23 protein-coding genes are annotated in these 17,762 nt (G+C 69.8%); 14 read left to right on the top strand and 9 right to left on the bottom strand.

The annotated features are described in order from the left end of the window. The 5 genes from ACFOY6_RS20990 to ACFOY6_RS21010 all read right to left on the bottom strand — a co-directional run. Positions 1-297, bottom strand: a 297-nt coding sequence (locus ACFOY6_RS20990; protein WP_379652156.1) for a DnaB-like helicase N-terminal domain-containing protein, incomplete at its 3' end; no start/stop codon positions are given. Beyond that, positions 284-484, bottom strand: a complete 201-nt coding sequence (locus ACFOY6_RS20995; protein WP_379632407.1) for a hypothetical protein — start codon at positions 482-484, stop codon at positions 284-286. The genes ACFOY6_RS20995 and ACFOY6_RS20990, both read right to left, overlap by 14 nt. 50 nt (positions 485-534) lie before the next feature. Next, positions 535-1,071: a hypothetical protein gene (locus ACFOY6_RS21000; RefSeq protein ID WP_379632405.1), complete on the bottom strand. Its 537-nt coding sequence runs from the start codon at positions 1,069-1,071 to the stop codon at positions 535-537. 62 nt (positions 1,072-1,133) lie between these two features. Next, positions 1,134-1,511 carry a hypothetical protein gene (locus tag ACFOY6_RS21005; protein ID WP_379632404.1) on the bottom strand — a complete coding sequence of 126 codons (378 nt, stop codon included), beginning with the start codon at positions 1,509-1,511 and terminating at the stop codon, positions 1,134-1,136. A 516-nt stretch (positions 1,512-2,027) separates the two neighbouring features. Next, complete coding sequence (locus ACFOY6_RS21010) at positions 2,028-2,207, bottom strand: hypothetical protein (protein ID WP_379632402.1); 180 nt, start codon at positions 2,205-2,207, stop codon at positions 2,028-2,030. 122 nt (positions 2,208-2,329) lie between these two features. On the opposite strand from ACFOY6_RS21010, the gene ACFOY6_RS21015 reads away from it, so the two are divergent. The 10 genes from ACFOY6_RS21015 (at position 2,330) to ACFOY6_RS21060 (ending at position 8,012) form a co-directional block, all read left to right on the top strand. Further along, positions 2,330-2,692 carry a helix-turn-helix domain-containing protein gene (locus ACFOY6_RS21015; RefSeq protein ID WP_379632400.1) on the top strand — a complete coding sequence of 121 codons (363 nt, stop codon included), beginning with the start codon at positions 2,330-2,332 and terminating at the stop codon, positions 2,690-2,692. A 143-nt stretch (positions 2,693-2,835) separates the two neighbouring features. After that, a complete protein-coding gene (locus tag ACFOY6_RS21020; RefSeq protein WP_379632398.1) occupies positions 2,836-3,687 on the top strand; it encodes a DUF7946 domain-containing protein in 852 nt (283 codons plus the stop codon). A 392-nt stretch (positions 3,688-4,079) separates the two neighbouring features. Beyond that, complete coding sequence (locus ACFOY6_RS21025; protein ID WP_379652157.1) at positions 4,080-4,547, top strand: hypothetical protein; 468 nt, start codon at positions 4,080-4,082, stop codon at positions 4,545-4,547. Beyond that, positions 4,547-4,870 carry a hypothetical protein gene (locus ACFOY6_RS21030; RefSeq protein WP_379632394.1) on the top strand — a complete coding sequence of 108 codons (324 nt, stop codon included), beginning with the start codon at positions 4,547-4,549 and terminating at the stop codon, positions 4,868-4,870. The genes ACFOY6_RS21025 and ACFOY6_RS21030 overlap by 1 nt, the downstream gene beginning before the upstream one ends. 109 nt (positions 4,871-4,979) lie before the next feature. After that, positions 4,980-5,333 carry a hypothetical protein gene (locus ACFOY6_RS21035; RefSeq protein ID WP_379652158.1) on the top strand — a complete coding sequence of 118 codons (354 nt, stop codon included), beginning with the start codon at positions 4,980-4,982 and terminating at the stop codon, positions 5,331-5,333. Next, positions 5,326-5,610 carry a DUF2312 domain-containing protein gene (locus ACFOY6_RS21040; RefSeq protein WP_379632390.1) on the top strand — a complete coding sequence of 95 codons (285 nt, stop codon included), beginning with the start codon at positions 5,326-5,328 and terminating at the stop codon, positions 5,608-5,610. The genes ACFOY6_RS21035 and ACFOY6_RS21040 overlap by 8 nt, the downstream gene beginning before the upstream one ends. Positions 5,611-5,764: 154 nt before the next feature. Next, positions 5,765-6,274, top strand: a complete 510-nt coding sequence (locus ACFOY6_RS21045) for a hypothetical protein (RefSeq protein ID WP_379652159.1) — start codon at positions 5,765-5,767, stop codon at positions 6,272-6,274. Continuing rightward, positions 6,267-6,719, top strand: coding sequence for a DUF4326 domain-containing protein (locus tag ACFOY6_RS21050; protein ID WP_379652160.1), 453 nt, complete (start codon positions 6,267-6,269; stop codon positions 6,717-6,719). Before ACFOY6_RS21045 ends, ACFOY6_RS21050 begins: the two co-directional genes overlap by 8 nt. Further along, positions 6,712-6,975 (top strand): helix-turn-helix transcriptional regulator, encoded by a 264-nt coding sequence (locus tag ACFOY6_RS21055; protein WP_379632385.1) that lies wholly within the window; start codon positions 6,712-6,714, stop codon positions 6,973-6,975. The genes ACFOY6_RS21050 and ACFOY6_RS21055 overlap by 8 nt, the downstream gene beginning before the upstream one ends. Next, positions 6,972-8,012, top strand: a complete 1,041-nt coding sequence (locus tag ACFOY6_RS21060) for a tyrosine-type recombinase/integrase (RefSeq protein WP_379652161.1) — start codon at positions 6,972-6,974, stop codon at positions 8,010-8,012. The genes ACFOY6_RS21055 and ACFOY6_RS21060 overlap by 4 nt, the downstream gene beginning before the upstream one ends. 527 nt (positions 8,013-8,539) lie before the next feature. On the opposite strand, the gene ACFOY6_RS21065 is transcribed toward ACFOY6_RS21060, so the two are convergent. Both ACFOY6_RS21065 and pip read right to left on the bottom strand, forming a co-directional pair. Further along, positions 8,540-11,257, bottom strand: a complete 2,718-nt coding sequence (locus ACFOY6_RS21065; RefSeq protein WP_379652162.1) for an ATP-binding protein — start codon at positions 11,255-11,257, stop codon at positions 8,540-8,542. A gap of 301 nt (positions 11,258-11,558) precedes the next feature. After that, a complete protein-coding gene (gene pip / locus ACFOY6_RS21070; protein WP_109518873.1) occupies positions 11,559-12,509 on the bottom strand; it encodes a prolyl aminopeptidase in 951 nt (316 codons plus the stop codon). A 113-nt stretch (positions 12,510-12,622) separates the two neighbouring features. Between pip and ACFOY6_RS21075 the strand changes: the two genes are divergently transcribed. Further along, positions 12,623-13,402 carry a hypothetical protein gene (locus ACFOY6_RS21075; protein WP_109518872.1) on the top strand — a complete coding sequence of 260 codons (780 nt, stop codon included), beginning with the start codon at positions 12,623-12,625 and terminating at the stop codon, positions 13,400-13,402. 74 nt (positions 13,403-13,476) lie between these two features. After that, the gene (locus tag ACFOY6_RS21080; RefSeq protein WP_379652163.1) at positions 13,477-14,433 is read left to right on the top strand and encodes a metal ABC transporter solute-binding protein, Zn/Mn family; all 957 of its coding nucleotides are present in this window, start codon (positions 13,477-13,479) and stop codon (positions 14,431-14,433) included. Positions 14,434-14,491: 58 nt separating this feature from the next. Here ACFOY6_RS21080 and ACFOY6_RS21085 read toward each other — a convergent pair whose 3' ends face one another. Beyond that, positions 14,492-14,839: a DMT family protein gene (locus ACFOY6_RS21085; RefSeq protein WP_109518870.1), complete on the bottom strand. Its 348-nt coding sequence runs from the start codon at positions 14,837-14,839 to the stop codon at positions 14,492-14,494. A 159-nt stretch (positions 14,840-14,998) separates the two neighbouring features. On the opposite strand from ACFOY6_RS21085, the gene accD reads away from it, so the two are divergent. Further along, the gene (gene accD / locus ACFOY6_RS21090; RefSeq protein WP_379652164.1) at positions 14,999-15,973 is read left to right on the top strand and encodes an acetyl-CoA carboxylase, carboxyltransferase subunit beta; all 975 of its coding nucleotides are present in this window, start codon (positions 14,999-15,001) and stop codon (positions 15,971-15,973) included. After that, the gene (locus tag ACFOY6_RS21095) at positions 15,970-17,253 is read left to right on the top strand and encodes a bifunctional folylpolyglutamate synthase/dihydrofolate synthase (protein WP_379652165.1); all 1,284 of its coding nucleotides are present in this window, start codon (positions 15,970-15,972) and stop codon (positions 17,251-17,253) included. Before accD ends, ACFOY6_RS21095 begins: the two co-directional genes overlap by 4 nt. A 90-nt stretch (positions 17,254-17,343) precedes the next feature. On the opposite strand, the gene ACFOY6_RS21100 is transcribed toward ACFOY6_RS21095, so the two are convergent. Next, on the bottom strand, positions 17,344-17,762 hold a 419-nt coding region (locus ACFOY6_RS21100), incomplete at its 5' end, for an SPOR domain-containing protein (RefSeq protein WP_379652166.1).

Raw genomic sequence — 17,762 nt, forward strand, 5'->3', positions numbered from 1 at the left:
GGCGACACCGCCCACCGACGTCAGCAGCTCCGACCCCTCGAAGTCGCCGCGCAGCGTCACGGCATCCGCGACCTGCCCGGCATCGATGCGCCGCTGAATCGCCGTGAAGATGTGGCCGTGTGCGGTGTGCGCGAAATGCTCGGACCGCAGGAACTCCTGCACCCGCTCATAGATGCGGTTGTTCGCCAGAAGCGCGCCGAGTACCGCCTGCTCCGCCGCAGTGTTGTGCGGCGGCACGCGCAGGCTCGGCGCCGCGGCGTCCGGCGGCGGGAAGTGGAGGACGTTATGGGTGGCCATACGGGTTCTCCAGGCGGACGGCGAACGCGGCGCGAGCGCGCTGTTGCGCGTGCAGCTCGGCGGTGGCCTTGTCTGTCATCAGCCGCAGCGCGGCCTCGGGATCTGTTGTGTGGCTGCTGACCAGCGCGACGCAGCGCGCCAGCACGCTCAGGGATTCGCCCAGCGTTGCGCCCTGCAGGCGCGCCATCACTGCCGCATAGAGGTGCGGAGGCACGGGCGGGAGGGCCGCAGACATTGTCAGGTGTCCCGCCAGCAGCGGATGGCGAGATACTCGAAATCGCCCTCTGGCCGCCGCCGGCTGACCAGCCGCACCAGCTCGCGCATGCCAGCCTCGGCCACCGCCTTAGCCTCAATCAGTGCCGCACATTGTTCCGGTGTGCGCCGATCGGGCACGACACCGCGCGTCTCGGCCAGGTGGCCGATGAAATAGGTGTAGCGGTCACCCGGCCTGGCCGTGGCGAGCCAATCCGCAAAGCGCGGAGCGGGCGGAGAAGGCGGCGCTATGCGGCGCGTCACCATGTCGAGACCCGCCGGCAGCACCCGGACCACGCGCTGCTGGTGCTGCCGCGCTGTTTCGAACGCGATCAGGCCGGCATTCTGCGCACGGGTCAGCAGATTGGTGGCCTGATCGTAAGAAGCGAGACCAACCCGCTCCGCAATGACGGCATTGCTGGGGCATGGCCCCGGCGTTGCGCCGAGATCGGCGGCAAGCCAGCGCACCAATGCCTCCAGGCGCTCGCCGGGCGCGGCGTGCCTTGCGTCACTGGCGCTCATGGCAGCGCTCACTCCCCGCGCTGTGCCGCCTGGCCAGCCGCTGCGCCCGTAAGGAGCACCATTCAGCCGCATCCCAGAGACGATCGCCCATCCAGCCCAGCGCCTTCGCGCTGAGGCGGTACAAAATCCCCATGCCGCTCTCCCAGGATTTCTTCCAGCGCTGCTAGCTCGGCGCGCAGCCGCGCGGCGCGACTGCGCCGGGCCGCCATCGCTGCCTTGTCCGCAGCGATCCATTCCGAGGCACTCACCGACCGGGCGGTGCCGTAGTAAAATCCGAAGGCTCGGCGGAACCCGATCCCGATGGCTCGCGCCGCGTGGGCGATGGCCCCCTTGGCGTTACCGGCCGGCTCGGCATCCGCGATTTCCCGGACGAGGCACTGCATGCTCTCGACCGACCCTTCGTCAGACATTTGCTTGCCCTCGCAAACCTTCTGCGACACCTCGCAACACCTCATGGCTATGGTTCAGCTCATGAGGACTGATTGGCCCGGAAACAGATCGGGGACTTTGGAAGGGCCGGCGTGGGGACGCCGGCCCTTCATTTTTGACGTGGCAACGGATCTGGTTGAGGCGAGGCATCTCCGGGTGCAGGCTGGGCCAAACCGCGCGTATATCGGAGGCTGGCATGCCAACCAATTCGGAAGCAGCCGGGAACAGAATCGCAGCCGAGAGAGCTCTGCTGCGCATTGTTGCCACGGAGCTTTTCAAGCGCGCGCCCCCCGAGGACCGAGCGGCTTTGCTGTCACAGTTGCGGAGCTTCCCCACGGAGCAATTTGTGGCAACGTTAGGACCAGAAGTGGGACAGGCCACCGAGGCAGTAGCGTACGAGATCGAGGAGATGCTGATCTCCGCGGCATTGCGAGCAGAGTAGCCATTAAGGGACGGGAGGAGCCGGGGGAGAGCGCTGTCTTCCTCCCCCAGCAGGCGGCCGCGCCTGGAGGAAACTACGGGCGCAGTCATGCGGCGCTCTGCGTCTCGGGCACTTTGGCCTCGAAGGCGCAAGCAAGATCGGGGCGCAGGCAGTGGGCTGGAATGCCGGTTGCCTCGGCCACCTGCGCCAAGCGGTTATCCGGCACCCGCTTCCACGTCGCGACGGCGGCTCGCGTGATCCCAAGATCCCGCGCCACCTTCGCCATGAGGCCGCGCTCAGCGCGGAGTAACGACATGCCATCCATACAATATGCTTAGCATTACTGAGCGCATCGCCGCAAGTGGTTTGCTAAGTGCTAGTAAGCTAATCCCACGCAAAACTAAGCATATGGAAATCAGCGATCTGATCCGCTTGGAGCGGACCAAGAAGGGCTGGACGCAGAGGGCTTTTGCCAAAGCCCTCAACGTCTCGCCGGGAGCTGTGGCTCAGTGGGAGCTAGGCTCTACCCGTCCGACGCTGGCGCGGCTGATTGATATATGCGCCGTCTTCGGCATTTCGGTGCAGACCTTCCTGGCGCCAGGCTCTCCCTACGCCGGCCAGATTGTGGAAGATCCTGACGAGCTGGCCCTCCTCACGCTTTGGCGGCGCTTGGGCCTCTCGGAACGCCAATTCGTCCTGCGGATGCTGCGCAACGCTGGCCTTGGAGTAGGTGATGGTGAAAACCCGGAGCCGTCTCGGGAAAGCGCATAGATGTCCCGACCCGCCAGCCATTACGCCAACCTCCCTATCGTTGCCCCCTCAAACATGAACTAAACGAGAACGGCCAGGCAAGGATTCTTTTCCGTGAGCTTGGCGGTTGAGTGGGCTCGGGCGCTGCATTGGAGGGATCTGCGGTGAGTGACGAGAGCGAGCGCGCCTTAACATTTCCTGTCGAAGTGCGCTTCGATGGCAGAGATACGGATCGCCATCTCATTGATATGGATGAGCTTTCTCGTTCTCTGAAGGGCTTGAGCCGCATAATTTCGGCCGCCAGCCACTTTGCCTCTACTCATGAGGCCGCTCACCATAGAGACGCCATGGACGTGCGCGTTCTCGTGGAAGAGGCCCGAGCGGGGTGCTACTCTTTCACGGCAATAGTGCAGCTTGTTGAAGCAAGCCCACTTTTAACCGGCGTTCTTGGGACTGCGATACCAAGCGTTGCCGGCACTATTATCAGTTACATTTTTGTCCGCAATAGCGGCAAGAAGGAAGAGATGAAGCACCTGCGAGCGATCGCAGAAGAGGCAATTAGGCAGGCTGGAAATCGAGATGACCGCATCGTCGAGCGCATGCTTGCGACTATCGACAGGCTGGCTGATTCACTCCGTCCTGCCGCCAGAGATGCTGTGGCTCCAGTTGGCGGCTCAGCGGGACAAATCAGCATCGCAGTTGGGGCTGCAAAGATGGAGGTGGGCATTCCGGAGGCAGAAGCCATCCGTGCCGAGACACCTCAAGAAGTAGGCTCGGAGTCTTCGTATACTATTTTACTAACTGAGCTTGATATGACTACCGGGTCCTGTAGGTACACCGACATAAAAAGTGGGGTGGCTCGGCTCAAAGGACAAATTACTGATCCGGCTGTACATATACCGATGAACGCTTATGTGTCAGCAATGGCCTCTCAGCGCCCTTTAGTTGTCAGAGCGAAGCCAACCTTGAGGCAGGGCGTGCTTGATCGTCTCTTCATCAGCGATGCTAGAGATTAACCATCCGACGACGGTTTAAGGTCCCAGTCCGCCCACCGGCGGCCTTTTTCGTGCCCGATGCCTGGAACGACCCTTCCCTGCCCCGGTTGACCCACCAGGCCACTCCGTAGCGGAGGCGGTTGATCCACGGAGACACACCTAGCCCGCCCTGAGAGGGGCGGGTTTTTTTAGCTGTTGCTAAGGCCACCTCATCGCCGTCTGCTTAGCGTATCTAAACTTTCCTCTTGCGCCTCTTAATCTGCTTAGCAATACTGAGCGCATGCCCACCGAGGGTAAGCGAGAACCCCATGCACATCCCACCTGCCGCGAACTCGCAGCAGCCTGACCCCCGTAAAGTGCAGCCGCAGGTGGATGGGGCCCACCTGAACAACGACCCCCGCCCTATGGAGCTGGTGCTCCATGACGAACACGGCCGGCCCTTCCTCCGCATTTTCCCGGTCGGCAAAATCCACTGCACCGACCCGCGCGGCGCGATCCGCCGCATTGCCGGCCTGACGCTCAATCCGCTGCTGCGCACCGTGCTGACCGCGGCGCTGCGCCTGCAGGCCGAGCGCGACGAAGGCTCACCACAGCTTGTGCCGCCCTCGACCGATGACCTGCTGGAGGACCCACGCCTGCAGGCGGCGCGGCAGCGGGGCGCCGAGATCATCGTCACGATGTCCGCCGGCCGCCCTGCCCGCTGGGGCGTCTTTCTCGCTGGCGGCCTAGCGCCGATCGCCGAGGCCGACACCGCCGCCGAGGCGCGCAGCCTCGCCCTGCAGGCTGCCCCCGCCCACCCCAACACCGTCCTGCGCGTGATGCGGATCGAAGAGACGATCCACATCCGCGTGGACGAGCCGATCCATGAGGACGAGCTGTGATGATCACCGCTGGCCTGGCGCGCTCAGCGCGCGCCCTGCTTGTCGCGGCTAACCGCGGCGACGTGCTGCCAACCAAGCCCGTCGTCTCCGCCGCGCGGCGCTTGCTGGCACTGCCCGGCGACGATGCGCAGCCCCTGCGTCTGTGCGGCGCGCGTATTGCCGCTGCGCTGCTGTCGCTGGAGGCAGACGACCTGCCCGTAATCTACGCCAGCGCCCGCTGCGGGCGCATCCTGCAGGAGGCGGTGCAGGCCGAGAGGCTGGAGTACGCCCTCAGCCTCGCCATCCCGCCTGTGCCGCCCAAGGCGCGGGTGGTGGTCCAGTGAGCGCCCTGGCCGAGCAGGAAGCCGCTCTTCGCGACCTGGAGCGCGGAATCATCGCCGCGCTGTGCGGGATCATCCTGGTGCTGGCACTGCTGGTATGGAGGCTGCCGCTGTGAACCGCCGGCAGAGCAGTTGGACACCTGAACGCCGCGTCGAGCATGGCATCGCCATGCGCGCCTTCTGGGCCCGCCGCAAGGCCGATGAGGCGGCCCGGCTTGCTGTCGAGCCGGCTGAAGAAACCGCCGCTGCAGCGCCTGCTGCTCGTCACGCTCCAGCCCCCGAACAGGCCAGCGTGCCCGTCTCTGAACGCACCGCCTGGACCGAGGCGCGCTCCCTGCTGCTGGCGGGCCTGCCGGTGGTGGATGTTGCCCGGGAGCTCGACTTGGATCGCGGTCGCGTCTCGCAGCTCGCGCAACAGCTTGGCGTCGCCAAGAGCAAGATCATGAAGGAAGCCCGGAATGGCTGAGATCATCAGCGACCTGCGCCAGGACGACGTGGAAGACACCGTGCCCGGCGGAATTGCTGCCGACCGCCTCCGCTCCATCATCGAGCGGATCGAGAAGTTGGAGGAGGAGCGCAAGGCACGCGGCGACGACATCTCGCAGGTGTTCGCCGAGGCCAAGGGCGCCGGCTTCGACGTGAAGGCCATCAAGCAGCTCCTGCGCATCCGCAAGCAGACCACCGAGGAGGTGGAGCAGCTTGAGAATCTGGTGGACCTGTACCGCCACGCTCTCGGGATGTAGCCGTGCGGACAGTGCTCCTCATCACCCTAAGCCTTCTGCTGCTTGTAGCCGCGGCGGTGCTGGCTGGGTGGTTCACCGAAATGGAGGCCCGTGACCAGGCGCGCCGCGGTGCTGCTCGTGGCCGAGTTGGAACGGCTGGACCGGGAGTCAGCACGTGGCTGACCAACCGAGCGGTCTCCGGAAACTATCAGAAATCGCTCGCAGTATCTTCGCACTTAGCCGCCAGAGCCAGCTCAATCCCTGTGAGCCACTCTTCGGCAGTCAGCCCCCATTTCTCCATCTCGTCTTCATCAGGCTCACCAAGCTTGGCGGCTTCCAGCTCAGCAATGGTCTTCTTGTCATAGCAGGCTGCGGCGAAGGTATTATTTTCTATTTCAATCAATGCCTTGAACCTTTCCTCGGACTTTACCCCTGTTGGTGGAGGGAAGATGCACTCCCTACCCACAACCCCAACGGCGAAACACATAGCGGGGTGCATGCCATGATCGAAAAACCAAGGGCCATTCTGCACGAGCTAGCGAAGAAGGCTGCCGAGGATGCCTGGCGAAATGCCGGCGTGGCGCCACAGCTCCTTTTCGCTCCCATCCTCTGGGCGCTGGAAGCGGCGCATGATGCCGGCGTACTGGAGGTTCACACGGTTGGTAATGAGGCAGACCATGACTGACCAACCGAGCGTCTCGGCAGACGGCCCCCTCCCCCACCGCGTCCAGCTCCGCCGAACCAAGGGGTGGCGCATGCCCCCGAACACTGTGCGAGTCTGCCGGCCCAGCGTCTTCGGGAACCCATGGCGGGTCAGCGACATCCTCGCGGCCGACCGAGATGAGGGACGGCCTACGTCGCAGCAGCACGCCCAGGCGGCCGCCGTCGAGAGCTACCGGGCATGGCTGGCCGGAGATGACTTTAGCGACCGCTATCCGGCCTTCACGGGCGATCGAGAAGTGGTGCTGCGGGCTCTTCCATCTCTGCGCGGCCGCAACTTGGCCTGCTGGTGCCATCCGGCTAGCCCCTGCCACGCCGAGGTGCTGTTGGAGCTGGCCAATGCCGATCCGAACGCCTCATCAGACAAGAGGCATGATGAACAGAACCGGGAGGCGGCGCGCCATGCCTGACACCTTGCCTACTTGGCTGGTGCCACGCTTCCTTAGCCGCGAGGAGGCTGCGGCCTATGTCGGGGTGAGCATCAACACGTTCGATCAGGAGGTCAGCCGCGGTCTCTGGCCACGCCCCCTCACTCGCGGCCTCAAGGGGCGGCGCTTGACCTGGGACCGGATGGCATTGGACGCTGCGGCCGATGTGGCCTCCGGGCTCAGGGCGGCGTCGGGCCAGTCCCGCAAGGCGTCACGCAACACGTGGGACGATCTGTGACCGCCATCCGGCTCCGCTACATCCAGCGCTATAAGGATCGGCACGGGGAGCTGCGTCACTATTTCCGCAGGCCCGGCTACAAGCTCGTGCGCCTCCCCGGGAAGCCGGGCAGTCCCGAATTCATGTCGGCCTATAACGCCGCCCTCTCTGATGCCCCTAAGCTCCCGCCGATCGGTTCCGGCAGGACCATGCCGGGGTCGCTCGATGCCCTGGCGCTGGAATGGTATGGCTCGGCCGCGTTCCGCCAGCTCGCCAGCACCACCCAGGCCGTCTATCGCCGGAACCTGGAACGCATCCGCGCCGAGCACGGCCACCGCCTGGTGGAGGACCTGACCCCCCAGGCCGTCCGCAAGCTGCTGGCGGCCAAGGTCAACACCCCGGCCGCGGCCAATCACATTCTGCGAATGCTACGGATGCTGATGCGCCATGCCATCGACGCGGAGTGGCGGCCGGATGATCCGACCTTCGGAGTCCGCCGGCTCAAGGAGCGTGGCCAGGGGGCGGCCACATGGACCGAGGCCCATATCGCTACCTTCGAGGCGCATTGGCCGATCGGCACCCGCGCCCGCCTCGCGCTGGCCCTCCTGCTCTACACCGGCCAGCGTCGCAGCGACGTGGTGCGGATGGGGCGCCAGCATCTGCGCGGCAGAACGGCCATCTTCGTCAAGCAGCAGAAGACCGGGGCTGAACTCCTGATCCCTCTGCACGCTCAGCTGCGGGAAGTGCTGGAGCAGACGCAGGGCGACCACCTGACCTTCCTGGTGACGCGCCTGGGTGCACCCTTCGCCTCGACCACTGCCTTCTACAACTGGTTCGTGGAGGCAGCCCAGGCCGCCGGCCTGCCGCCCGGATTGAGCCCGCACGGCCTGCGCAAAGCCGCGGCACGGAGACTCGCCGAAGCAGGGTGCAGCGCGCACCAGATCGCTGCCATCACTGGCCACAAGACCCTTTCGGAGGTCGAGCGGTACACCCGTGCAGCTGATCAGGAGAGGCTGGCCATTGCCGCCATGAAGCGGATCAGCGGGGATGAGGCGTGAACATGGTTTGTCTAACCATTTTCCAGGTTAGACAAATGTTCTCCGCACGTGATTGAAAAAGCTTAGGTATTTGGAGGAATGGTGTCCGCGGCGGGATTCGAACCCACGGCCCCAGGATTCATACCACTTCGGCTTTCGCCGCCGCCCATGAGGCGTTCGTGGTCTGGACTGTCCCTTCGCCATAGGCCAGAGGCCGTTAGGCGCCGCCCGTCCAGTCTCTACACCTTCCCGGCATCATGCCGGGCTTGGCTCGGGATCGGCAGGGCGACCAGTGCGCCGAAGCTTTCCCCGACTTTGAGCGGATCCGCTGCGCGGTTTCCCATCGCAACGCCCAGTTAAGCAAACAAGGAATCCTGTGCTCTATCCAGCTGAGCTACGCAGACGAAGCCATTTCCGGGGCCGATCATAGCCCAAAGGCTCCTGCTTGGGAAGCAGCCTGCCGGAGAGGGCGGCTCGCCCTTCGCGCCCAGCCTCTCCTGCGCGGGGCCCTCCGCACATCGGCGCGGCCATTCTGGAACCTCCCGCCTTCAGCGGGAGGGGAGGGCCATGAGCTGCGCGATCCTGGCCAGCAGGTCGCCGGCCCCCACCGGCTTGGTGAGGTAATGCTCCACGCCGCAGGACGCGAGGAGCGCCAGCGCCGCCTCCCGCCCATGCGCCGTCAGCGCCATGATCGGCACCGTGGCGTTGTGGCCGCCCAGGGCCCGGATGCGGCGGATCGCCTCCGGGCCATCCATGCCCGGCATCTCCAGGTCCATCAGGATCAGGTCGAAGCGCTCCGCCATGGCGGCGGCCACCGCCTGCCCGCCTTCCCACGCCTCGGTCACCCGCAGCCCGGACGCCTGCAGGTGCAGCCGCACGATCTCGCGGTTCACGCCATTGTCCTCCGCCAGCAGCACGTGCCCGAGCAGCTTCATGCGCGGCGGCGGCTGCGGGGCCGCCATCCCTTGCGCCCCCTCCAGAACCAGAAGCGGCTCCAGCGCCCGCAGCAAGGCGCCATACCGAACCGGCCTGGCCAGGTTGAAGCAGCCCCGCTCGCCCGGTTGCCCGGCCACGCAGAGACGGATCCGCGGCACCTCCCGCGGCAGCCGCGCCGCCGGCACGGACAGGTCCGCCATCACCCGGTCGAAGCGCGCCTCGCGCGGCCATTCCGCCCCGGGGCAGCACACCGTCACGGCAAGGCCCAGTTCCCGCAGCCGCTCGGCCAGCAGGGCGCGGCCCGGCCCCGGCGGCTCGACCAGCAGCAGCGAGGCGCCGGGGCGGCTGCGCGGCAGGGTTGGCGGCGCCTCCGCCCGCGGCAGCGGAATCCGGCACCAGAAGGTGGAGCCGGCGCCCGGCGTCGTCTCCACGCCGATCTGCCCCCCCATCAGCTCCACCAATTGCCGCGCGATCGGCAGGCCGAGGCCGCTGCCGCCATAGAGGCGGGCGACGGAGCTGTCCCCCTGCGCGAAACGCTCGAACATCCGCGCCACGCTGCGGGCGTCGAGCCCTGGCCCGGTGTCGGCGACGCGCAGCAGGAGCCGCTGGTCCTCCTCCTCGCGCAGCGACACCACCACCGAGCCCTGGGCGGTGAACTTCACGGCATTGCCCAGCAAGTTCAGCAGCACCTGCGAGAAGCGCGTCGGGTCGCCCAGGCGCCGCCCGTGCAGCCCCGGCGGCAGGTCCAGCGCCAGCTCGATGCCCTTCTCCTGCGCGGCGGGGGAGAGGAGGTCGAGCATGTCCTCCACCACCTCCTCCAGCATGAAAGGGATACGCTCCAGCTCCAGCCGGCCCGCCTCCAGCCGCGTGCTGTCCAGCAGGTCGTTGACCACCGAGAGCAGCAGCCCGGCCGATTGCTGGGCCACCTGGGCATAGCGCCGCTGCAGCGGGGTCAGCGGCGTCTCGAGCAGCAGCGCCGCCATGCCGCTCACGCCGTTCAGCGGCGTCCGCACCTCGTGGCTCACCGTGGCCAGGAATTCCGACTTGGCGCGGCTCGCCTCCTCGGCGCCGCGCCGCGCGGCCTCCTGCGCCAGCACCAGGGCGTGGAAATCGGTGGTGTCGCTCTGCACCACCACCCAGCGCGGCGCGGAATCGCCCTCCGGCGCGGCCGGCACCGGCGCCACATGGGTGCGCAGCCAGCAGGCGGAGCCGTCCTTGCGGCGCGCGGCAAGCTCCGAGACGCCGCCACGGCCATGGCGCATCGCCTCCGCCAGCGGCCGCAGCCCGCCCGCGAGGGAGGCGGGGCGCAGCAGGGCCCGCACCCCGCGCCGCCGCAGCTCCTCGGCGGTGAAGCCGGTGATGGCGGTGAAGGCCGGGTTGGCCCAGAGCAGGCGCGGCGACCCCGGCGGCCCCTCCAGCAGCAGCACGCCGCAGCTCGCCGCCTCCACCGCGCTGCGCAGCTGGGCGTTCATCGCCCGCAGCGCGCGGGCCTCCCGCTCGGCCAGCACCTCGTCGGTGATGTCGCGCAGGATGATGGCGTGGCCCCCACCCTCCACGGGCAGGATGCGCACGGCCAGCCAGGTGTTGTTGGCGACCTCGCCCTGCCAGCCCAGCGGCTGCCCCGTCTCGCGGACCGCGCGCCAGCGGCGGAGGGCGCATTTCTCCTCGCCCAGCGCGCCCAGCCCGCCCAGCCAGCGCAGCACCGCGGTGCCGGGCGCGCTGCGCGAGAGCAGCCGGGACTTGGACAGGCCGGAGAGCACGAAGAAACGGTCGTTCACCAGGGCCAGCCCGCCCTGGTCGTTCAGCACCGCCACCCCTTCGGGCAGGCTTTCCAGCAGGCCGTCGAAGCTGACGGAGTAGAGATAGAGGCGGTTCTCCGCCATCATCAGCCGGCGGCGCTGCAGCAGCAGCGTGGCCGCCACATCGGCCAGCGCATCCAGGGCCGATCTCTGCTGCGGCGTCGGCCGCAGGCCGGCCTCGGCCAGCACGCAGAGCGCGCCGAGCGGCGCGCCGCCCGGCTCGCGCAGCACCAGGGCCAGGCCATCGGCCGGCTCCGGCTCGCCCGGCACGGCACATCCCGCGCAGGCAGCGGTGCCCAGCGCCAGGGCCAGCGCCTCGGCGGCCGGCTGCGGCGGGCCGGACCAGGCCTTGCGATACATCTCCCCCTTGGGGCCGAGCAGCAGGATGGCGGCGGCCGTGCCCCCCAGCACGGCCCGCGCCGCCTCCGTCAGCCCGTCGAACTCCGGCTCCCGCGCGGCGGCCACCAGCGGCAGGGCGCGCAGACCCGCCAGCAGGGCGGCTTCCCGCGGGTTGAGAGGAGCGATGATCATGCAGGCGTGCTCCCTGGCCGGAATCCGCTGAATTTGGCGCCACTTACCACGGCGTCAACGATCCGGCTGGCCGGAGCGCCTCGGCGGAAGGTTCGGGCCCGCGGTCTGGCGGGGCGTGGAAAGGCCGGGAGCCATCCACCGCCGCCCGGTGAATCGCGCCCCTTCCCCGCTGGTTATATGGACATCTCCCATTCGTTCCAATCCATGCTGCAGCGCGAAATGGATGGAATCGCCGTCATGCGCGCCCTGCTCAGCCCCTGCCCTCGCACCCACCCCTGCCCCGCCGGGCATGAGGCGGGAATCAGCGGTGGTGGCGGAAGCGCTCGACCGCCGCCACCAGGCTGACCCGCACGCCCGGCTCCAGCGCCGAATGGCCGGCATCGGGCACCACGGTCAGCCGCGCGCGCGGCCAGGCGGCGGCGAGATCGAAGGCGCTCTCGGCGGGGCAGACCATGTCGTAGCGGCCCTGCACGATCTCGGCCGGCAGATGGGCGATGCGGTCCATGTGGGCCAACAGCCCTCCGGGCGGCAGGAACAGGTCGTGCGCGAAGTAATGCGCCTCGATCCGCGCCAGGCCCAGCGCCGTGCGGTCCTGCGCGAAGCTCGCCACCGTCTCGGGGCTGGGCATCAGGGTGCTGCACAGCCCCTCGTACTGGCTCCAGGCGCGGGCGGCGGCGAAGTGCACCTGCGGGTCCGGGTCGGTCAGGCGCTTCAGGTAGGCGCCCAGCAGGTCGCCGCGCTCGGCCTCGGGGATGTGCTCGGCGAACTGCGCCCAGGCATCGGGGAAGACGCGGCGCAGCCCGTAGAGGAACCACTCCACCTCCCGCGCCCGGCCGAGGAAGACGCCGCGCAGCACGCAGCCCAGCACCCGGTCGGGATGCGCCTGGGCATAGGCCAGCGCCAGGGTGCTGCCCCAGGAGCCGCCGAACAGCAGCCAGCGCTCGATGCCGAGGAAGCGGCGCAGCGCCTCGATATCCTCGACCAGATTGGGCGTGGTGTTGCCGGACAGCTCGCCGAGCGGGCGGGAGCGGCCGGAGCCGCGCTGGTCGAAGATGACGACGCGCCAGTGGCCTGGGTCGAAGAAGCGGCGGTGCACCGCCCCCGCCCCGGCCCCCGGCCCGCCATGCAGGAACAGCACCGGCTGGCCGCGGGGATTGCCCACCTGCTCCCAGTACATGACATGCCCGGCCGAGAGCGGCAGCAGGCCGGTCTCGTAGGGCGCGATATCGGGAAACAGGTCGCCACGGGGCATGGGATGATCTTTGGCGCGCCGGCGGCGCCCGTGCAACACCATGCGGGGAGCCGCGTAACGTTTGCGCGTGTCATCCCCTTCGCGCGGGGCGTCTTCGTGCCTAGCTTGGGGAGATGGCGACTTCCTCACCCTCGGCCGGCTCACCTTCGGCCGGCTCCAAGACCGGCGGCGCACCGGGCGGGCTCCGCTGCGCCATCTGCGGCGGCGAAAGCCGGCAACCGCCCTTCCGCCCCGCGCCGCCCGAGCAGGCGCCGGACCTGGACCTGCGCCCGGGGGAGCCGCTGCGCGGCACCATGGGGCGCTGGCTGCAGCAATGCCCACACTGCGCCTATGCCGCGCCCGATATCGGCCGCGCCCACCCGGCGGCGGCCGACGCGGTGGCGGCGGCGCCGTTCCGCGCGCTGATCGCCGACACCAGCCATCCGCCGCTGGCCCGCCGCTTCCTGGCCTGGGCGCATGTGCTGGAGGAGACGGGCGCGCTGCACGCCGCCGCCGAGGCCACGCTGCACGCCGCCTGGGTGGCCGACGACATGAACCGCCCCGAGCTGGCCGCGAGCTGGCGGCAGGAGGCGGTGGCGCTGTGGCGCGGTGGCCCGGCGCTGGATGCCGAACAGTCGGTGCGGGTGATCGACGCGCTGCGCCGCTCCGAGGCGTGGGGGGATGCCGCCGCCGCCGCCGAGGCGCTGGCCGCCGCCCAGACGCCCGAGGCGGTGGCGCAGGTGGTGGCGCTGGAGCGGCGGCTGATCGCGGCGCGCGACGCGGGGCGGCACACCATGGCCAGCGCCCTGCCGCCGCCCGCCCGCCGCCCGCATGTGGCGCACCAGAAGGTGGGCCGCGCCGCGCCTGCGGAAGGGCTTTGGGCACGGCTGCGCCGGCTGTTCGGGAAGGGCTGAGAAAGGGCGGGAGGCTTGCATCCCGCGCCGCTTCGCGGCATTGGAACTTTATAACATAGCGCAGAGGTCTTCCCATGCAGCGCCGCGCCCTGCTTGCCTTCTCCCTCGCCGCGCCCTGGGTCGCCCCCCGGCTCGCCCGCCCCGCCAGGGCGCAGGGTGCCGCCCCCCTGCCGGTCGTCGCCTCCTTCTCCATCCTGGGAGACATGGTGCGGCAGATCGGCGGCGATGCGGTGGCGGCGCATGTCATCGCCGGGCCGGATGTGGACGCGCACAGCTTCCAGCCCCGCCCCTCGGACGCGCAGGCGCTGCGCGGCGCCGGGCTGCTGGTGCGCAACGGCCTCGGCTTCGATGCCTGGGTGGACCGGCTGGCCCGATCGGCCGGCTATGCCGGGCCGGTGGCCACCGCCACGGAGGGCCTGACCCCGCGCAGGCTGGAGGGCGGGCATGGCCACGGGCACAGCCATGGCCATAGCCATGGCCATGGCGGGCAGGCGGCGGCCGACCCGCACGCCTGGCAGGATCTGCGCCATGGCCGGCACTATGCCGGCGTCATCGCCGCCGCGCTGGCGGCGGCGGACCCGGCGCGGGCCGATCTCCACCGCGCCCGCGGCGAGGCCTATCAGGCGCGGCTGGCGGCGCTGGATGCCTGGGTGCGGGGGGAGATCGGCCGTGTGCCGGAGGCACGGCGCCGGGTGGTGACCAGCCACGACGCCTTCGGCTACTTCGCCGAGGCCTACGGGGTGCGCTTCCTGGCGCCGCAGGGCGTCAGCACCGATGCCGAACCCTCCGCCGCCCAGGTGGCGCGGCTGATCCGCACCCTGAAGGCGGAGAACATCACCGCCGTCTTCCTGGAGAACATGGCCAACCCGGCGACGCTGCGGCGCCTGGCCGCCGAGGCCGGCATCACGGTGCAGGGCCGGCTCTACGCCGACGCGCTGTCCCCGCCGGGCGGGCCGGCGCCGAGCTACGAGGCGATGTTCCGGCACAATGTCGGGCTGCTGGTGCCGGCGATGCTGGGCGGCGCGGGCTGAGAAGGGCGGACTGAGAAGGGCGGATGGGGAGGCCGGCGCCTCCCTCGCCTGCCCCGCCTCACTCCACGGGCAGGAAGATGAACACCACCGCCGCCACCAGGCAGAGCATGGCGGCGATGTAGGTCCAGCGCAGCGGCTCGCCCAGCACCATCACCGAGAACACGCCGAACACCATCAGCGTGATCACCTCCTGCATCACCTTGAGCTGCTGCCCGGTGTAGGCGCCGTAGCCGATCCGGTTGGCCGGCACCGCCAGGCAGTACTCGAAGAAGGCGATGCCCCAGCTGACCAGCACCGCCAGCCAGAGCGGCCAGGAGGGCTGCTTCAGATGGCCGTACCAGGCCCAGGTCATGAGGATGTTGGAGCCGACCAGGAGCAGGGGCGGCCAGAGCAGGGCGGTGGTCATGCGGGGTGCCATCGGCGGTTCGGAAGAGGCGGCATCCTAGGGCGCCGGCCGGCCGCCCGACAGCCCACGGCCCTGCCGGTCCCATACCCCTTGCCTTCCGGGCCTGCCCGGGCCTACCACCCCCGCTTCCGCCAGAACGTCAAGCCAGAGAGGGTCCGCATGAACTGGATCAGCGAATGGGCGCTGCCGAAGATCCAGACATGGCTCGGCCGCAAGGAGGTGCCGGACAACCTCTGGCACAAATGCCCGGCCTGCGAGCAGATGATCTTCCACCGGGACCTCGAGCGGTCGCTGCATGTCTGCACGCATTGCGGCCACCACATGCGCATCCCGGCGCTGAGGCGGGCGGAATACACGCTCGATCCCGGCTTCCAGCGCATCGAGCTGCCGAAATCGCCCGCCGACCCGCTGCGCTTCCGCGACCAGCGGAAATACGCCGACCGGCTGAAGGAAGCGCAGGCCAAGTCCGCCATGGATGACGCGGTGGTGGTCGCGCATGGCGCCATCGAGGGCCGCCGCGCCGTCATCGCCGCCTTCGAGTTCGGCTTCATGGGCGGCTCGATGAGCCCGGGCGTCGGCGAGGCCATCGTCACCGCTGCCAAGCTGGCCGTGCTGCAGGACGCGCCGCTGATCGTGTTCACCGCCTCGGGGGGCGCGCGCATGCAGGAGGGCGCGCTGAGCCTGATGCAGATGCCGCGCACCGTCATCGCCGCGCAGATGGTGAAGGAGGCCGGGCTGCCCTTCATCGTCGTGCTGTGCGACCCGACGACGGGCGGCGTCACCGCCTCCTTCGCCATGCTGGGCGACATCCAGATCGCCGAGCCGGGCGCCATGATCGGCTTCGCCGGCGCCCGCGTCATCGAGCAGACGGTGCGCGAGAAGCTGCCCGAGGGCTTCCAGCGCGCCGAGTACCTGCTGGAGCACGGCATCCTGGACATGGTGGTGAAGCGCGGCGCGATGCGCGAGACGCTGGCGCGCCTCATCAGCCTGCTGCGCGAGCCGCTGCTGGAGACCGCCCCCGCCGCGGCCGCCGCGCCGGCCGAGGCCGAGGCGGCGCCGGAGCCGGCTCCTGCCCCGGCCCCGGCCTCCGCTCCCCCGGCCACCGTCCCGGCGAAGCCGGCCCCCGCCGCGTGAGCCGCTCGGAAGCCATCATCGACCGGCTGCACGCGCTGCACCCGAAGCTGATCGACCTCAGCCTCGGGCGGCTCCAGCGGCTGCTGGCGGCGCTCGGCCACCCGGAGCGCCACCTGCCGCCGGTGGTGCATGTGGCCGGCACCAACGGCAAGGGCTCCACCTGCGCCTTCCTGCGCGCCATCGCCGAGGCGGCGGGGCAGCGCGTGCATGTCTATTCCTCGCCGCACCTGGTGCGCTTCCACGAGCGCATCCGGCTGGCCGGTACGCTGGTCTCGGAAGCCGCGCTGGCCGCCGCGCTGGAGGAGGTGGAGGCGGTGAACGCGGGCGAGCCCATCACTGTCTTCGAGGTGACGACGGCGGTGGCGCTGCTGCTGTTCAGCCGCACGCCGGCCGACCTGCTGGTGCTGGAGGTGGGCCTCGGCGGCCGCTACGACGCCACCAACGTGGTCGAGCGCCCGGCGGCCTGCGCCATCACCAGCATTTCCATGGACCACATGGACTTCCTGGGCGATTCGCTGGCCGGCATCGCCGGCGAGAAGGCCGGCATCCTGAAGCCCGGCGTGCCCGCCGCCACCGGCCTGCAGGCGCCCGCGGCGCTGGCGGTGCTGGAGGCCGAGGCCGCCGCGCTCGGCGCGCCGCTGGCGGTGCGCAACCAGGGCTGGTCGGTGGGCTGGACCGAGTCCGGGCTGCGCTACACCGATGGCGGCGGCTCGCTGAACCTGCCGCGCCCGGCCCTGCCGGGGCCGCACCAGGCGGACAATGCCGGCATCGCCATCGCCGCACTGCGCGGCTGGAACCCGCCCTGGCTGACCGAGGCGGCGATCGCCGCCGGCCTCACCACCGCCACCTGGCCCGCCCGGCTGCAACGGCTGCATGGCGACCTCGCCGCGCTGCTGCCCGAGGGCTGGGAGCTGTGGCTGGATGGCGGCCACAATGCCGGCGCCGGCGCGGCGCTGGCCGCCCACCTGCCGCTGTGGGAGGACCGCCCGCGCCACCTCGTGGTGGGCATGAAGCAGGGCAAGGCCTCGGGCGACTTCCTCTCGCCCCTGCTGCCCCTGGCCGAGAGCCTCTGGGCCGTGGCCGAGCCGGGCCAGCACCTGGCCATGCCGGTGGAGGAGATCGTGGCGGCCAGCGGCGGCCGCGCCCGCCCCGGCCCGCATGTGGCCGATGCGCTGCGCGCCTTGGCGGAGGCCGGCGGCCCGCCGGCGCGCGTGCTGGTCTGCGGCAGCCTCTACCTGGCCGGCGAGGTGCTGAAGGCGGACCACACCGCCATCACCTGAGAGGCGCGGCCGGCGGGCCGGCCCGGAGAGGCGGCACAAAAAAAGCCCGGGGACGTGTCCCCGGGCTTTTTTTGTCTCAGGCGGCCGGTCTCAGCCCTGCGCGTCCGGCGAGACGATGATGCAGGCGCCCTGGCTGCGCAGCTTGTCGCAGGCCGACTGCGCATTGTCGCGCGAGAGGCCGATGACGCGGGCGCGGTAGAGCGTGTTGCCGCCCTGCGCCACCGGCTCGACCCGGGAGCGGGCGCCGGAAGCGCCGAGCCGGCCGCGCGCCGCCTCGGCCGCGGCGCGGGCGAGGTTGGCGCTGGCGAAGGCGCCCACCTGCACGCCCCAGGCGCCGGCCTGGCTCGGCATCGCCGCCGGCTGGCTGGCGGAGGGCGCGCGCAGCACCTGGGCCGGCGGCGCCACCGTGGCGGCGTGCGCCGAGCCGATCAGGCTGAAGCCGCCGCTGCGCGCCAGGCTGGGCGGCGGCGCTGGCGGCGGCGCCGCGGCGAAAGTCGGAGGCCAAGCGG

Source organism: Teichococcus aestuarii (assembly GCF_042651065.1).
In the GTDB taxonomy this organism is placed as follows: domain Bacteria; phylum Pseudomonadota; class Alphaproteobacteria; order Acetobacterales; family Acetobacteraceae; genus Pseudoroseomonas; species Pseudoroseomonas aestuarii.

Bases quoted from the DNA above. Each gene is read 5' to 3' on its own strand.
- ACFOY6_RS20995 (WP_379632407.1), bottom strand. From the start codon at position 484: ATGGCGCGCCTGCAGGGCGCAACGCTGGGCGAATCCCTGAGCGTGCTG.
- ACFOY6_RS21000 (WP_379632405.1), bottom strand. From the start codon at position 1,071: ATGAGCGCCAGTGACGCAAGGCACGCCGCGCCCGGCGAGCGCCTGGAG.
- ACFOY6_RS21010 (WP_379632402.1), bottom strand. From the start codon at position 2,207: ATGGCGAAGGTGGCGCGGGATCTTGGGATCACGCGAGCCGCCGTCGCG.
- ACFOY6_RS21015 (WP_379632400.1), top strand. From the start codon at position 2,330: ATGGAAATCAGCGATCTGATCCGCTTGGAGCGGACCAAGAAGGGCTGG.
- ACFOY6_RS21030 (WP_379632394.1), top strand. From the start codon at position 4,547: ATGATCACCGCTGGCCTGGCGCGCTCAGCGCGCGCCCTGCTTGTCGCG.
- ACFOY6_RS21040 (WP_379632390.1), top strand. From the start codon at position 5,326: ATGGCTGAGATCATCAGCGACCTGCGCCAGGACGACGTGGAAGACACC.
- ACFOY6_RS21050 (WP_379652160.1), top strand. From the start codon at position 6,267: ATGACTGACCAACCGAGCGTCTCGGCAGACGGCCCCCTCCCCCACCGC.
- ACFOY6_RS21055 (WP_379632385.1), top strand. From the start codon at position 6,712: ATGCCTGACACCTTGCCTACTTGGCTGGTGCCACGCTTCCTTAGCCGC.
- ACFOY6_RS21065 (WP_379652162.1), bottom strand. From the start codon at position 11,257: ATGATCATCGCTCCTCTCAACCCGCGGGAAGCCGCCCTGCTGGCGGGT.
- pip (WP_109518873.1), bottom strand. From the start codon at position 12,509: ATGCCCCGTGGCGACCTGTTTCCCGATATCGCGCCCTACGAGACCGGC.
- ACFOY6_RS21075 (WP_109518872.1), top strand. From the start codon at position 12,623: ATGGCGACTTCCTCACCCTCGGCCGGCTCACCTTCGGCCGGCTCCAAG.
- ACFOY6_RS21080 (WP_379652163.1), top strand. From the start codon at position 13,477: ATGCAGCGCCGCGCCCTGCTTGCCTTCTCCCTCGCCGCGCCCTGGGTC.
- ACFOY6_RS21085 (WP_109518870.1), bottom strand. From the start codon at position 14,839: ATGACCACCGCCCTGCTCTGGCCGCCCCTGCTCCTGGTCGGCTCCAAC.
- accD (WP_379652164.1), top strand. From the start codon at position 14,999: ATGAACTGGATCAGCGAATGGGCGCTGCCGAAGATCCAGACATGGCTC.